The organism is Paenibacillus sp. PsM32, assembly GCF_030433815.1.
Classification (GTDB): domain Bacteria; phylum Bacillota; class Bacilli; order Paenibacillales; family Paenibacillaceae; genus Saccharibacillus; species Saccharibacillus kyungheensis.
In genome coordinates, this window is the sequence record NZ_JARUWY010000001.1 from 362418 (window position 1) to 378432 (window position 16015).

Here is a 16015-nt window from a genome sequence, read left to right on the forward strand (position 1 = left end):
TTCTTTATTTATTTTTATGAAATGGTCATACAATACAAAATTCGACATTTAAATGTGTTACTTTTGCAAAATGATACCAAAAAAACCTCTGTGAGAAGAACATTAGCTATATCCAATCAGCTTGATCTTCACACAGAGGTTTTGAGTATTATCTTTTATTATTTAGCTACAAGTACTTTTTTCCATATTCCTAAAATCAAACCAGAAATAACAGCGCCAATAGCAACAGCTAATAAGAATAATAAAGCATGATTAGCAAGAGCTGCTACGAAAATCCCACCATGAGGTGCAGGAATATTAATTCCCCAGAATTGCGTCAAGCCCCCTGCAACTGCAGAACCGATAATACAAGACGTTAGAATACGTAATGGATCCGCTGCTGCAAAAGGAATCGCACCTTCGGTTATAAAGGATAATCCAAGTACATAGTTAGTTAGACCAGACTTACGTTCTTGCTCTGTAAATTTGTTTTTGAAGAATGTAGTAGCCAAAGCAATCGCAAGTGGAGGAACCATACCGCCTGCCATAACAGCCGCCATCATTGTACCATTTACATTACCACTTGATGTAAATACACCGATCGCAAACGCATAAGCGGCTTTGTTAAATGGCCCACCCATATCGATTGACATCATTCCGCCTAAGATCAGACCTAGAATAACAGCATTTCCTGTTCCCAGGTTATTCAAGACGTTAACCAACCACGTATTAATACCACCAAAGATTGGATCGAAGATATAGTACGAAATCGTACCGGTAATTAACAGACCAAGTACAGGATATAACAAAATCGGTTTGAGACCATCTAATGTTTTTGGTAATCCAGCAAGTAACTTACGTAGAGCAAGGATCACATAACCTGCCAAGAAACCAGCTGCTAGACCGCCGAGGAAACCAGCGTTAGAGTTCGCTGCCATTAGACCGCCGACCATACCAGGCATTAAAGCAGGACGATCCCCAATACTCATTGCGATAAAACCAGCTAGGATTGGAATCAGGAAGAAGAATGCGCCTTCTCCGCCACCGATCGTTTGCAATAACTTGAAGATTTGGCTATTCTCGCCTGCTGTCTGTTCGATTAAGAACGAGATCGCAAGTAAAATACCACCACCGACAACGAACGGCAACATATGAGAGATACCATTCATTAAGTCTTTATAAATTTTGCTACCTATTTTTGTTTTTTCATTTGAAGATGAAGCTTCAGAAGACGATTTGCCTCCAGCACTATGATAGATTGGAGCGTCTCCATTCATCGCTTTGCGAATCAACTCTTCGGATTTGCGAATACCATCACTAACCGGTCTTTGTAAAACAGGCTTACCATCAAAGCGCGCCATTTCTACATTTTTGTCAGCGGCTACAATAACACCACTTGCACGACGAATTTCATCGTCAGTTAGTACAGTCTGAGCACCTTCGGAACCGTTTGTTTCGACTCTGATCTCTACGCCCATTTCTTGCGCTTTTTTGATCAATGCGTCTTCTGCCATAAAGGTATGAGCAATCCCTGTAGGACAAGCGGTAACAGCAACCACGAATGGTTTGTTGTCTTTGCCTTCCAGCGTAGCTTCTGCTTGTTGCACTGTTGCATTTTCTTGTTGTTTGGCTTGTTCTCTTGCTGCTTTGGCTTCAGCTTTTGCTTTTTCCGCCGCTTCTTTTTCAGCTTGTTGTGTATCGAAAAGTGCGGATACTTCGTCAGGACTGGTTGTATTCATCAATTTTTCGATGAAATCGCTATCAATCAGTAGCTTAGAGAGCGCAGCTAATGTACGCAAATGTGTATTTGCTGCTCCTTCTGGTGCTGCGATCATAAAGAACAAATGAGCAGGTTCACCATCAAGAGACTCGTAATCTACCCCTCTTGTGCTTTTAGCAAAAACAACTGTAGGCTCGTTTACCGCTGTTGTTTTGGCATGAGGCATCGCAATACCGCCACCAATACCCGTACTTGATTCGCTTTCACGTTTCAAAATCTTTTCTTTAAATAGTACTTTGTCATTGATTCTTCCACTGGTTGCAAGACTAGCGATCAATTCATCAATCGCTGCTTCTTTGGTTGTTGCCTGTAAGTCCATGATCATCGTTTCTTTGATCATTAGATCTGTAATTCTCATTAGGTTACACTCCTTTATTGGATTCAATCAACAGCTTTTATAATGTAACAATAGTAACTTGTGGACGTAATTCGTCGATTTTTTCACGTGTCGCTAGATCGTCTGAAAAAGCAGTTGCACTACCAGAAGCAACACCTGTACGGAAAGCTTCAAGAGGATCATGAGTCGATACCAGTGTACCGGTAAATCCAGCGATCATAGAATCGCCTGCTCCAACAGAGTTTTTGACCGTTCCTTTAGGCACATTAGCATGATAGACTTCTTCCGGTGTAATCAACAATGCACCGTCACCAGCCATCGAGATCAATACATGTTGAGCACCAAGTTCTAGCAATTTGCGACCGTACGTAATAATATCTTCACGACTTGCAATCACAACGCTGAACAGTTCTGCTAATTCATGATGATTAGGCTTCACTAATAATGGACGATCTGCAAGTGCTTTGAGCAATGCTGGCCCTGTCGTATCAATTACAAATTCTGCTCCTGTCTGCTTACATACTTCGATCAGACGATCATAGAAATTCGCTCCCAAAGACGGGGGTACACTTCCTGAAAGAACAACCACGTCTTCTTTGTTCAATTGAGATAATTTGGCTACCAGCGCATCAGCTTCTTCCGTACTGATATTCGGCCCTTGACCATTGATCTCTGTTTCTTCTCCATGCTTGAGTTTTACATTGATGCGTGTATCATCTGCCACATGAACAAAATCAGTCGAAATATGTTCAGCATGAAGTTTATCTTCTATATATTGACCGGAAAATCCACCAACAAATCCAAGTGCTGTATTCGGTGCATCCAAACGATTCAAAATACGAGATACGTTAATGCCTTTACCACCCGGAAGCTTTAAGTCACGCTTCATGCGGTTCAAGTCACCCAACTTCAATTCGTCTACTTCCACGATATAGTCTATGGAAGGATTAAGCGTTATTGTATATATCATGGTTATCCCTCGATTATTTTAGTTTTTTGAGCAATCGAACGTTGCCATTGTTCTGGCATCGCTTCTGTGATCAATACGGCTTCATTAAGACTAAACAATTTGGCAAACGTAATCTCACCGATCTTACTAGAGTCAGCTAATATATACGTCTGACTGGACAATTCATGTGCACGTCTTTTAATTAAAGCTTCTTCAGGGTCTGGAGTCGTATATCCCATCTCTGCATCAATACCGTTTGCTCCGAGAAAACATTTATCAAAGCGGAAGTTGTCCATATTTTGGAGCGCTATACTTCCAATAACGGCTTTAGTATGCATTTTCATCATCCCTCCCAACAAATAACTGCGGATCTGTTGATGAACGAGCGCTTCTACATGAGACAATCCATTGGTCACGACTGTAATGTCTTTGGCTTCAATATAAGGAATCATGGCAAGCGTAGTGGTACCTGCATCTAGATAGATACATTCTCCATCCAAAAGCTCTTGTGCTGCTAATTTAGCGATTACATCTTTTTGTTGAACGTTTGTGAATGTTTTTTCGTCCATACCAGGTTCCTGGCTTTTTTGATGAACTAGGGCTGCTCCCCCATGTATACGCTTTAGCAGTTGGCGACTTTCAAGATCGATCAAATCACGTCGAATCGTTGATTCAGAAGCACCTAAAATATCAACTAATTCTTGTAATTTAACTATGCTTCGTTCCTGTAAGCGCTGTAGAATTAAATGGTAGCGTTCTTCTGTCAGCATGTTCATTCCTCCAACTCCAACTATCGTATCACAAACCTAACAAAAAACAATCATTTTCGTTCAAAATAATCCATAAAAATTCAATCAATGACTGTTTTCGTTCACATTTTGATAAATATTTGGAGGAAATTGGATTGTTTGATAAGATTCACTATTATTCTTTTCGGTAAACTAATACATTTTATAAAGCCATCTGCATCATATGTACGTTATTGATCTCTATTCTAATTAGGAGCTTTTTTATACCAATGATCTGAAAGCTTAATCTGATCATAAATAAAAGGCTATCCCTTATCAGATTACTGACAGGAGATAGCCTTCTTTATTTGTATCGTACTTCTATCTAAAATAAGTTCTTGATAGACTCTTATGACATCGCTTCTGCCAGAACAATCTGCTCGTACTCTGTAAATGGATCAGGAATATCCAAACAATACGATTCCACATCGCTAGCACCTACGTACAAGATCGCACGATCATTCGCTTCACGAGTCATTCCGCCACTGAAAATAACATCTACCAGATCAGGACGCTTAGCAGGCCCTTCAGGAAAATCACTTCGAACTGCTATAATTTTCATTGCAGATTTCTCGCGTGTCCATGGATTCACGACAAAAGACATCGCATGATAATGAAGCATTTTCTGTTCGTCTCGATACGCTATATGCCCCAATACACCCAATAAGCCATTTTTCAATAAATGAATTTCGTTAGCGCCGCCCCATTCATTTTTATCAAATTGATCTTTAAATACAGGAGCACTAATAATATTAGACTCTGATAAATTTTGGAAAGATTCAAAAATACCAAATCCAATCAAAGCTACCGCCCCTTCTACACCAAAAGGTCTAGAAAAAACAGCTATATTACCATCAGCCATTTCATTGAGACGAAGATCTTTCATACTCCATGGCCCACTGACTGCATATTCAAAATCACGAATCGTTTTGCCACGATACAATAAAGTACGCCAGCCGATGATTTTGTGATCTGGTTCTTGATTACGATAAATTTCAACACCACCAAAAATCAATTCATTATCCAGCCTTGTAATAAATGGATCTTGTAATTGAAACGGAGTTAAATCTTCTTTCGGTTCCCAGACATCTCCATTACGAGTAAAAAAGATTACTTCAGAATCTTCGGAATTTCTTGCTTCGACACGTCCAGCAATATACAATTCGCCTTCATTCCAAAACGGAGCTGTAATATTATACACATCCAGATTCTCTACTCCTGTAAAGTGAATCTTGGTTCCTTTTTCCTTAGCAGGTGTATATTCTAGCAGTAGTTCCCGGCACGTTTTGATATCCCATTCTAATTTCATCATGAGGTAAGAGGCAACCTTTCTCAGGTATATTCCTGAAGTCCTTTTTCTTTTAGCATGATTACCATATCTTTAATATCTTGCGCACGATCTTTGGCACAGATCAACAACGCATCTTCCGTATCAGCAATAATTAAATGGTCAATTCCTATCGTAGTAATCAATCGCTTTTCTCCATAAATAATCGAATTACGCGTATCAATACCTACATAATTGGCTTTAACAATATTGCCTTCTTCATCCGGTGGGAAAATAGCTCCCAACGCATCCCAGCTTCCGATATCATTCCAACCAAAATCGCCTTCAAGCACAACCACTTCATCACAACGTTCTAGAATACCGTAATCGATCGAAATGTTTTGCAATAGCGGATAAATCTGATTGATCATTTCTTCTTCTTGATCCGTTCCTAGATAAGCAATCAAAGGAACCATCGTTTTGTACAATCTCGGCAGAAAACGCTTAAAATTATCAATAATCGTAGACGTTTTCCAGATAAACATACCACTATTCCATAGATAATGACCCGTTTCCAGATAAGACTTCGCTTTGACAAACGTAGGCTTTTCTACAAATTCAGCCACTTCATATACAGGACAAGGTACACTCATCATAGGTTCACTTTTACATGAAATATAACCATAGCCTGTTGCTGCAAAAGTAGGCTTAATTCCTATAGTCACAATTTTATCAGTTTCCATAGCAATTTGGCATGCTTCTTCTAATTTAGCACGAAATTTTTCTTCCTGAGTAATATGATGATCGGAAGGAAAAACAATCATTAACGAATCCCCATGATTTTTTTCGATATAGAGAGCCGCTAGCAAAATACTGGCGGCTGTATTTTTGGATACAGGTTCGACAAGAATATTAGAAGCTTGCACACTGGTATGCATAATACTTTCCAGTAAAACAGCTTGAGAACGATGAGTCACAATAATCGTATTCTCCATAGGGATAACTCCATCAAAGCGCTGAATTGTATCATTTAACATAATATCGTTACCACTGATATTTAATAATTGTTTAGGAAGATCTTGACGGGATAGAGGCCAGAATCTTGTGCCTCCGCCACCTGCCAGAATCGTTGCAAATCTATTCATTACCCATCACCGCATGAGCCATGCAGTAAGAGACGATATTCTCTGACCCTTGATTGAGATTTAAGCCTACCGCATGAATTCCATCATAACATCCACCTGTTTGACGATCGATCAACGATTCATTGCGTGAATTGCGACCGTGGAACCATTGATAACATAGCAAAGCTTGATCATGATACTTTTGTACGCCAAGCACTTTGTACGCTTCATAACAAGCCATAAGCATTTCCGAAGCTTCAATCGGTTGCTCATCATACGGTGCAGCAGGCTTCCCACGCTGTAACCAACCATGACTACCAATCGGCTTGAAATAACCTTCATCTGTAAATGTTAATTCTGCTAGAAAATCTAAGCTTTCTCGCGCTGTCTGCTGAAAAGCAGCAGTGTTCGAAAATTGAGATGCTTTGAACAAAGCCCACGGTAACATAGCATTACCATAAGTCACTTTATCTTCAAACCAATGCCAATCTGCACTAGCATGACCTTGATATAGATTATGCAGACGAATACCCATATTCTGAATCAATGCTTCAATTCGTATACGTGGTAAGAAAGAAGCGCCTGATCTTTCCCCTGTAGCAAATGGGAATGTATAGGTTAGTGCATCCGGTGTTTCTAACATCGTCGTCAGACCAATTAATGCATAACCGATCGCTCTTGGCGCGCGGATATTTTCCAAAAAGGGAAGCGCACGATTAATCATAAATTTACAAGTATTCTGCAAATTATCTGGAATCGAAGGTTCAGCAATCGTTACACCCAGTGCCCATAGGCATCTGCCCTGACAATCTTCTGAACCTGTTTTTTCTATAAATGTACGATTATAATCCATAAAGTTACGGAAACTACCATTTTCATTTTGAGCATGATAGATAAACGCAAGATACGTATGAACAAGATCCAGAGACGCTTGATCTTGTTTGGTTTTGTATAGTAATACCGCTGCTATTAATGCTCTTGCATTATCATCAGAAGTATATCCTTTTGAACGGTCAGGAATACCAAATTTGGTATGTTGAAAAATACCTGTATCATCGGTTAAGCGTCGTAAATAGTGTGCTGATAGAGTATATGTTGGCGTTGAATCGATGATATTTTCCATTTTAAACTGCACTCCCTTTTAATCCGTAACTGCTTGACATGACTTCACGAAACAACTGAGCATAAGACTTCGCTACTTCGCTCCACATCATTGTTTTTCCTAAAGCCATCGTTTTTTCTTCCATTTCTGCTTTAAGTGCTGGATGATCTAATATATTCAAAATATGCGTTTCCAAAGAAGCCGAGTCGTTAAATTCTGCTAGCAATCCTCTTCCGTCTGCTAACATTTCTATTGCATAACGGTAAGGAGTCGAAATAATAACTCTTCCATACCCTATGCCATAAGCTAACGTGCCACTAACTGCTTGATCTTTGCCTAAATAAGGAGTCAAATACACATCAGACAATACTAGCGACTGAACCACTTCTTCTTGTGTTAACAGTCGATCGACGAACGCAACATTATTTTCAAGTCCAAGTTCAGATACCAAATCAGTTAGCTTCTGACGATATACTTCACCTACTTGTTGCTTAACCACAGGATGCGTTTTGCCCCAGATAATATAAAGTGCTTCTGGATGGGTTTTGACTACACCGCTCATCGCTTGAATAGCATATTCGATCCCTTTACCTGGACTCAGAAATCCAAATGTAGATAAAACTTGGCGATCGCTATATCCATAACGCTCTTTCAATTCTGTACGACTACCTGTGTCAACAAAAGGAACACCATGATGATACATTTTTATTTTTTCAGCAGGAATATTATACACTTCGATTAAGTCCTGTACTTTATTCTCTACCATTGTTACTACTTTATAACTAAGATCAGCAAGTTGTTTCATAATTTGACGCTGTTTATCACTAGGTTCAGATAGAACAGTATGGAAAATAACTATAAAAGGTATTGTTAACTGCGCTGCAAGTTCGACAACATATTCTCCACTTTCACCGCCATAAATACCGAACTCATGTTGAATAACCAGTACATCTGTATTGGATTGATTCAAATCATTAGCCGCTCGCAAGTAATCTGCCCGTTCAAATTGATTAATTTCGCCCATTACCTGACTGCCGTATTCATAAGATTTATCATTATTAACCGCCATAATATGCGGTGGATTAAAGTCATTTATTTTTTTAATTTCATCAAGCATATCTTGCGAGAACGTAGCCAACCCGCATTCTCTTGGCAGACTTGTTCCCAAAAATACAATATTGCGTTTTGTTGTCTCTTCATTCATAGTTATTATCTCCCTTTTATTATATTTTTTTCCAAAATCAAATAACAAAAAAGAAATAAAGATATCTTTATTTCTTAAGATCGAGTTGATTTTATATTGGAGTGTGTATTTATAGTGTGCGTTATTAAATGTAGTCATGATGTATGTTCTTAGCTGATATGTGTATCTTTCCGTTCCTATCTGCTTCCCTAACTTTACCATTGTATAGATAAGTTGTCAAATAATTGACTTTCTAAGGTAACATATTTGACAAGCACTAAACTTGTAGTAACATATTAGATAACAACAAGAAAATGTGTTCGCATAGCGAGCTGATTAGACATTCATTGCTAATCGGCTTTTTTTGCGTAAAATTTTCTTGAATGTCCAAGGAGGCAATACAAATGAGTAATGCTATCGTATTAAATGAACGTAGTAGCCAACAAACAGGTTCGCAAATTCGTGGTCTAAGAAACAGTGGTCATATTCCTGCTACTGTGTACGGCAAAGACATTGGTAGTGTTTCTGTGATGGTGGAAGAGAAATTGTTTTTAGCTACTATTAAAGAAAATCCTCGTGCTATTCTTATGGCTGATATCCCGCAAAAAGGTAAAAAGCCGGTTACGATTCAACATATTCAAAAAGATCCAATTAGTCGCAAAATCTTGCATATCGATTTTCACCAATTGAATATGAATGTAGCGATGGACACTAAAGTAACCATTCATTTCTCTGGCGAACCTATTGGTGTATACGAAGGTGGCGTTATGCAAGTTGAATTGTATGAAGTTGAAGTTCGCTGTATGCCTGATGACTTGCTAAGTGCATTTGAAGTCGATATTACCAAAGTCGGTATCGGTGATCATTTATTAGTATCTGATCTTGAATTCCACAAAGGAATTGAAGTATTAACAGATCCTACAGCTGTTGTAATCAAAGTATCTGCTGCGATTGAAGCTGAGCTAGAAGATGAATCAGCAGAAGCTACTCCAGTCGTTCCAGAAGTAGACAAACCATCAGCATAATTACTTTTTGTAGATTTTATACGATATAAACTTATGTTAAAATAAATCAATATCGTATATTGTATTTATTTATTCTTAACTTATAAGTCTGCTAACACTTTATTATTGTGTGTTTAGTGGACTTTTTTGTGTTCACTTTCAAAATTGAAACGATGAAGCATGTGGAAATAATCCATACAGACCACCCGTATGAATAAATAAAATGTTTTGCATACCCTCGAATGTGCCTTTGCGAATTTCTTCTAATAACCCGTAAAAAGCTTTGCCCGTATATACAGGATCAAGAATCACACCCTCTAATGAAGCTAAGTCTTGGATACATTTTAATTCTTGCGGTTGACTCTGAGCATAGCCTTTCCCTACATAACCGTCTATGATTTCTATCGCTTTTAACGGTATATGTACAGGTTGATCGATATATTGCGAACTTTCTTGGATAACTGTAGAGATCGCTTTTTGAAAATATTGTTCATCATCACATACATTGATTCCTATGATCCGGTGCGAAGTTTCGAGTAGTTGTTGAGCTAGCAGTAATCCAGCATGTGTCCCACCCGACCCTAATGCTACAACAATCGCATCAAATGAAATTCCTAACTCTTGTTCTTGCTGTACGATTTCTTGTAGCGCTGTATAATATCCAAATGCACCGATACCACTGGAAGCTCCTTCTGGAATAACATAAGCTTGTTGTCCATGTGCAGAGACTTCACTACCAATATTATTCATAATATCCATCCGGTGATCACGATAAGCTTCACTACTAATCCAGCGTACTTCGGCACCTAACAAATGATCCAATAGAACGTTTCCTTCATACGTATCAGGTTGCTCACCACGTAATACAACGATAGCTTTTAAGCCTAACTTTGCTGCTGCCGCGGCGGTAGCCCGACAATGATTAGATTGAATCCCTCCACAAGTGATCAATGTATCGCACCCTTGATCCAGTGCTTCACGAATACAATATTCCAGCTTACGAATCTTGTTACCTGCAAATTCAGTTCCTGTCTGATCATCTCGTTTGATATACAAAGAAGGCCCTTGCAACTGTGCAGATAAACGATCTAATTTTTCTATCTTGGTCGGTAGATTAGCCAGTACAACCCGTTCTGGAAGATGAATCATAAGTTAGACCTCCTTATTAAACACTAGCATTAGAACAACCAGTTCAATATTGATTGCATCAATCATAATCCTATCTATTACCTTCTTTTTGATAAAGACAAACACAATCAGCCATATATAAGGGATGAGTATAACTAAAAAAAGACACTACATAAAGTCAGTGTCTGGCAAGTTGGGCTTTTTTACGTTTGCGGTATACTTGATAGCCTTTGCGCACGCCTTCTAACATGACACCGGGAACAGGAAATAAGATACGGGAAGCTACTGGTAAATACAAACGGTAATATGCCTTTTTGAAGTCGCTCCACATTTTACATTCTTCTTGTTTGTAAAAGTCAGAGATATCGACGATTAATCCTCGTCCATTTTCGACCATAACATTTTTGCCATGAATATCGTGAGGACGTAATCCTTTAGAGCGAGCATAATCTAGTGCTGCATCAATATCTTTGATCGCTTGCTCGGATACGAGAATCCCTTTTTTCATACATTCATAGACGGTTACACCACGTAGACGTTTCAATACCAAAAAGTTCGCCCCTACATAATAACAAGCAGAATAGGCAGGATGTACGCCTAGCTTTTCATATACTTTAGCTTCTTCTTGTAAGCCGGACTTACCGACTGCATATACTTTGACAGCATAATCTTCATAATCAGGATGATAAAATACAGCAGCATAATTCCCTGCACCGAGTAAAATCCATGGTTGAGGTGCATTTTTTACTTTTACAGGCTCCATAAAATGAAAACTTTCTACTATCACATTAGCGATTAATTCATCGGTTACCTGCTGTAATAATTTTTCCATCTAATACGCTCCCTATAGCTTCATTCGTAAAGTCATTATTGTGTGGCTACATATGTAAATGCTGTAGATAATCTACTATATTATTCTACGTTATAATGTGGCAAAAGGTATCATTATTTAATCTATTTATAGTATAAATGATATTCAATCTGTTGATCATATGACCCTATAATTGATCTATGCTATACTCTTGTAGATGAGTACATATAGAAAGGAGTTATCAAATGAATACATATGAAATTGTAGCTATAATTGCGCTTGTGTTGTCCGTACTGTTGCTATTGCGTGTCATAAGCTTGCAAAGTCAACTGAATGAAATGAAATCAGATCTAGAATGGCTCAAAAATCGACCGGGTAATGGAGGACTGACTTCTACCCATCGTCCCAAACCTCTCTCATCGTCTACAGGTGCTCCAGAACATACAAGCGTACCCTCAACGATAGATCAAGCTTCATTTGAAGAACGGATATTGTTTTTGACTCATGAAAACAAAAAAATTCAAGCAATCAAAGAAGTACGGGAAGTTCGTGGTTGGGGACTGAAAGAAGCTAAAGATTATGTAGATCAACTAGAAAATGAATACAAACAAAAAAACCTGTAAGCACGCTTTATGTGTTTACAGGTTTTTTTCTGTGCTAAACTTCTTTGCATATAAGCACTTTTTGGATACATAAGCTCGTTTAGTTGTATATCCGAAATCTTTATGAGAAATCTTCTTTACTGTACAAATTATACATCGACAGTGTTGGCTACTTTAGGCCACTGTCCGATAAACTCGTCTTCTGCATAAGCAAAGAATTGATGTAAAATATCTGCTCGATCATCTAAAAATAATTCGTCAGCTATCGCCCCGACTAACTTCGGTATCGCAAAGCGCATCCCTGAAATCGCAGAAGCCGACAAACCACAACTAACCAATGCAGAATAGTTAAACACATACAGCCCATGTAATTTGTCTTTCCCTACTTCATCCCTGCTCTGTAGTGCAAACCCCAGACTAAGATAAGGATGAGCATCCAATAGTGGATTGGCAACTTCTGCTGGTGGTGTATATTTGTCACTCCAACGTGCAATATAAGGTTCTACATCTTTCAATTCTGGACGCAACGCTGGATCACTTAACAATCCTGTACTGATAATTAAAAAGTCGAACGAAAATGTGCCTTGAGGTGTAGTGACAACAGCTTGGTCGCCCACTTGCTCTACTTTTAGCCACGGTGCGCCTAAATGAAGTTGGAATCCATCCCAAGCCGATGCACGTTCAAATGTATCATTGGTAGGTGGTTGATTATATTTAAAAAAGTGCCCGATAGCTGCATATTTATCTTCATCTTGTAAAGCGGCAAATCGTTCGATCATCCCCGAGACTTCCATTTGGCGAATAGGATTAATACGTGGTAGATGTTCACGTCTTACGAATACATGAGCTTCACCGACACCTTGAGAAAGTGCAAAATTCGTATTATCAAAAGCAGAAGCTCCACCGCCTAATACAGCGACTTTTTTACCTCGTAATGGTTCGAAATCAATATTTGCCGAGGTATGAGCATAGAGATGTGCAGGTAAATGATCATGAATCATCGGCGGAACATGCCATTCTCCGCCTCCTTGTATGCCTGTTGCCAGTACTACTTTGCGTGCTAACAATATGTCTGTAGATGATACAGTCGATGATTGTGTACTTTCAATATGCAGACGATGAATTCCCTCTTCAGTCGGTTCAATCCGCTTCAAGCGTGTATGATTACGCACTGGAAGATTCAGAATCTGGCGATACCAGCGTAGATAATTCATCCAATCTCCACGTGGAATTTTATTGACTGCTTCCCATCCTTCTGCACCTGTCTGTGCTTCCCACCACGAGCGGAATGTTAATGAAGGAATACCTAGATCAATCGAAGTTAAATGCTTGGGTGTACGCAACGTTACCATCCGCGCATATGTTTCCCAGGGGCCTTCGACGCCTTCTTTATTTTCATCAATAATCAAAATATTCGATATCCGCTCACGCAACAATCCAAAACCTGCACCCAATCCACTCTGACCGCCACCTACAATAACCACATCATAGACATGTCCTTCAGGGTGTTGCAATGGACGTACCCAATCGGCTCCTCCATATGCTAGATAAGAAAGGTCTGTTTTCACACGTTGATTCAGTTCTGCCAAGCTCATACTCTCTCATCCTTCCTGTGCTCTGTATCTATTTGAAGATAGAACAAATCTATATGATTCAGAATTGTTCTATATCAACTCTACTTTTATTTATTAAAGATTATTTTCAACTTTCGAATTTTGATGTAAGAATTGCTAAGGAATAGACTTATTATATATGTATTATTCTTATTTTTAAAAGTTAATGATAGATTTATTGTCATCATTTCTAAATAAGAAGGTGCAAATTGGTAGAATTAACGAATATAATTTTAAATTTTATAAATTATATGTAAGTTTATATTCCATTATAGTTTTTAGAAATAGTATATTCATCTATGTATTGCTTCAATATTTAACTTTTCCTACTCTTAACTTCTTACCATTTGAACTACGAAACGTTTGAAAATGCTTGTTACAGCAAAAAGAACCTTTCTCTATAGGTAAGAGTAAAGATTCTTTTTGCAATATTTCTGTAATTCTGTTGATTATGACTTGGCTAATGAATTCAAACTAGCTCCCTGTACAAATAGTCGCTCAATATGTTGCGCTACCGTAGGATCAGGGATTAATGGTGGAGCTTGATGAGGCTTAGTGCGTGCATCAATAATAACATTATCGCAACCCCAATGCTTGTGCTTGGTAAAGCTATTTACTCCATATATATCATGAGATGGATTGCTACGGGTAAAGGTAACCCATAAGAAATTATCAATCGTCGCACTTAAAAATGGACTATCATCACACAAAATAATCAATGGACAATCTGGTAATTCACCACGATCGGCAATCACCTGACATAGATCATTTAATTGCTGTTCGTTATGCTCATAATCTACAAAGCTAGCTCCTTGCAAAGCAACCACACCCGGCATGACCAGATGAGCTGTTCCACATTGTGGTAGATCATGTAAGATCGCCGGAACTTCTGTACATAACTCTCGCTTTGGCTCTCCTACAGCAGCGAAAATCACTTTACTACCTGTATTCAATCCTGTTCCTGAATAATCCAGTGTATCAATTGTTGTATTCGTATAGAAATGAATATCACGATGCAAATTGATTCGTTTCAAGATATAAGTAAGAAAATGTACAACATCGTGAGAATCCAATGTCTCTTCTTCTTCCGCTGTCATAAATAAGTACTTGGCAAGACTCAACTGTCCTGTACCTAGAATCCGATTGGCAATCGTTAAAATCTCAGCCGGTTGCTTTACTTTCTGGTAAGGGGTGTATCGTTCACTACCAATTGCAAATAGTAATGGATGTACACCTGCCGCATCAACAGCATGCACTTCTTTGACCCCGGGAATCTCTTGCTTGATTGCTCCACCTGTTAATTCATGAATTAAAGCACCAAAAGCTGTATCTTCTTGCGGTGGTCTACCTACTACAGTAAATGGGAAAATAGCATTTTTGCGTGCGTATACTTTATGCACTCGTAACATTGGGAACTCATGTGTCAGACTGTAATATCCAAGATGATCGCCAAACGGCCCTTCAGGCTTTGTCTCATCCGGGTAAATCTCACCTGTAATCACAAAATCAGCATCATTACTGATACAAAATTCATCTACATAACTGTAACTAAAGTGTCGCCCTGCTAACAATCCTGCAAACGTTAATTCACTCATTCCTTCAGGCAAAGGCATCACCGCAGATAACGTATGGGCTGGAGGGCCACCGATAAAACAGCTTACTTTCAGCGGTTTACCTTGACGATTAGCTTTTTCCTGATGAATCCCAATCCCCCGATGAATCTGATAATGGATACCGATCTCCCGATTCAATTCATACTCGTTCCCATTCAACTGCACCCGATACATACCTAGATTCGAGTTCATAATGCCGGGCTTTTCTGGATCTTCACTATAGACCTGTGGCAAAGTCACAAAAGCTCCACCATCATCTTGCCAGTTCTGAATAAGCGGTAGATCAGCAATCTGAATTTCTTCAAAGTCGGCAGGTAATCCACTCGATTTTTTCAAAGGTAATGCTTTGCGAGCAGACAACCCTGTACCTACATATTGAAAAGGATGCTTCAGTGCTTGCATTGGATTATTTCGCAAAGCAATTACATTTTGTGTCGATTCCCATGTATCTCTAAAAATGAATTTGCTTCGCTCTACAGTACCAAACAGATTAGAAACGGCACGGAATTTAGAACCTTTTACATTTTCAAAAAGCAGTGCAGGCCCACCTGCTTCAAATACACGCATATGAATCGCAGCCATCTCTAGATAAGGATCAACTTCTTCACGAATCCGAATCAGATGCCCGTTTTTTTCCAGATCATTCACACATTCTTCCATATTACGGTAGTTCATATTCCAGCTCCATTCTGCGTTCATTACTTGATCTATAATATCAGTTTACATTGGTTAAAA

General features: G+C 38.8%; 13 protein-coding genes. 2 read left to right on the plus strand and 11 right to left on the minus strand.

The window, feature by feature from the left end:
- Positions 1–158: 158 nt before the first annotated feature.
- The 7 genes from QCD85_RS01760 to QCD85_RS01790 form a co-directional block, all read right to left on the minus strand.
- Entirely contained in the window at positions 159–2117 is a 1959-nt protein-coding gene (locus QCD85_RS01760) for a PTS fructose transporter subunit IIABC (protein WP_301261464.1), read from the minus strand.
- Positions 2118–2154: 37 nt separating this feature from the next.
- A complete protein-coding gene (pfkB, locus tag QCD85_RS01765) occupies positions 2155–3066 on the minus strand; it encodes a 1-phosphofructokinase (RefSeq protein WP_301261465.1) in 912 nt (303 codons plus the stop codon).
- Between the two features lie 2 nt (positions 3067–3068).
- On the minus strand, positions 3069–3815 hold the full coding sequence (locus QCD85_RS01770) for a DeoR/GlpR family DNA-binding transcription regulator (protein ID WP_273615564.1): 747 nt from the start codon (positions 3813–3815) through the stop codon (positions 3069–3071).
- Between the two features lie 367 nt (positions 3816–4182).
- Complete coding sequence (locus QCD85_RS01775; protein ID WP_301261466.1) at positions 4183–5145, minus strand: DUF1861 family protein; 963 nt, start codon at positions 5143–5145, stop codon at positions 4183–4185.
- Positions 5146–5165: 20 nt separating this feature from the next.
- On the minus strand, positions 5166–6245 hold the full coding sequence (locus QCD85_RS01780; protein WP_273615562.1) for a mannose-1-phosphate guanylyltransferase: 1080 nt from the start codon (positions 6243–6245) through the stop codon (positions 5166–5168).
- Positions 6238–7347: a glycosyltransferase gene (locus tag QCD85_RS01785; RefSeq protein ID WP_301261467.1), complete on the minus strand. Its 1110-nt coding sequence runs from the start codon at positions 7345–7347 to the stop codon at positions 6238–6240. Before QCD85_RS01785 ends, QCD85_RS01780 begins: the two co-directional genes overlap by 8 nt.
- Position 7348: 1 nt before the next feature.
- Entirely contained in the window at positions 7349–8530 is a 1182-nt protein-coding gene (locus QCD85_RS01790) for a glycosyltransferase family 4 protein (RefSeq protein ID WP_204824797.1), read from the minus strand.
- Positions 8531–8913: 383 nt separating this feature from the next.
- On the opposite strand from QCD85_RS01790, the gene QCD85_RS01795 reads away from it, so the two are divergent.
- A complete protein-coding gene (locus QCD85_RS01795; RefSeq protein WP_273615560.1) occupies positions 8914–9534 on the plus strand; it encodes a 50S ribosomal protein L25 in 621 nt (206 codons plus the stop codon).
- A 138-nt stretch (positions 9535–9672) separates the two neighbouring features.
- On the opposite strand, the gene QCD85_RS01800 is transcribed toward QCD85_RS01795, so the two are convergent.
- A complete protein-coding gene (locus QCD85_RS01800; protein ID WP_301261468.1) occupies positions 9673–10662 on the minus strand; it encodes a D-cysteine desulfhydrase family protein in 990 nt (329 codons plus the stop codon).
- Positions 10663–10819: 157 nt separating this feature from the next.
- Entirely contained in the window at positions 10820–11473 is a 654-nt protein-coding gene (locus QCD85_RS01805) for a serine/threonine protein kinase (RefSeq protein WP_301261469.1), read from the minus strand.
- A 224-nt stretch (positions 11474–11697) separates the two neighbouring features.
- Here QCD85_RS01805 and QCD85_RS01810 point away from each other — a divergent pair, with 224 nt between their 5' ends.
- The gene (locus tag QCD85_RS01810; protein WP_273615556.1) at positions 11698–12075 is read left to right on the plus strand and encodes a ribosomal protein L7/L12; all 378 of its coding nucleotides are present in this window, start codon (positions 11698–11700) and stop codon (positions 12073–12075) included.
- Positions 12076–12203: 128 nt separating this feature from the next.
- Here the strand turns inward: QCD85_RS01810 and QCD85_RS01815 are convergent, their stop codons facing one another.
- Together QCD85_RS01815 and QCD85_RS01820 are read right to left on the minus strand one after the other, a co-directional pair.
- On the minus strand, positions 12204–13649 hold the full coding sequence (locus tag QCD85_RS01815; protein WP_301261470.1) for an FAD/NAD(P)-binding protein: 1446 nt from the start codon (positions 13647–13649) through the stop codon (positions 12204–12206).
- A 467-nt stretch (positions 13650–14116) separates the two neighbouring features.
- A complete protein-coding gene (locus QCD85_RS01820) occupies positions 14117–15955 on the minus strand; it encodes a UbiD family decarboxylase (protein WP_301261471.1) in 1839 nt (612 codons plus the stop codon).
- Between the last annotated feature and the right edge of the window lie 60 nt (positions 15956–16015).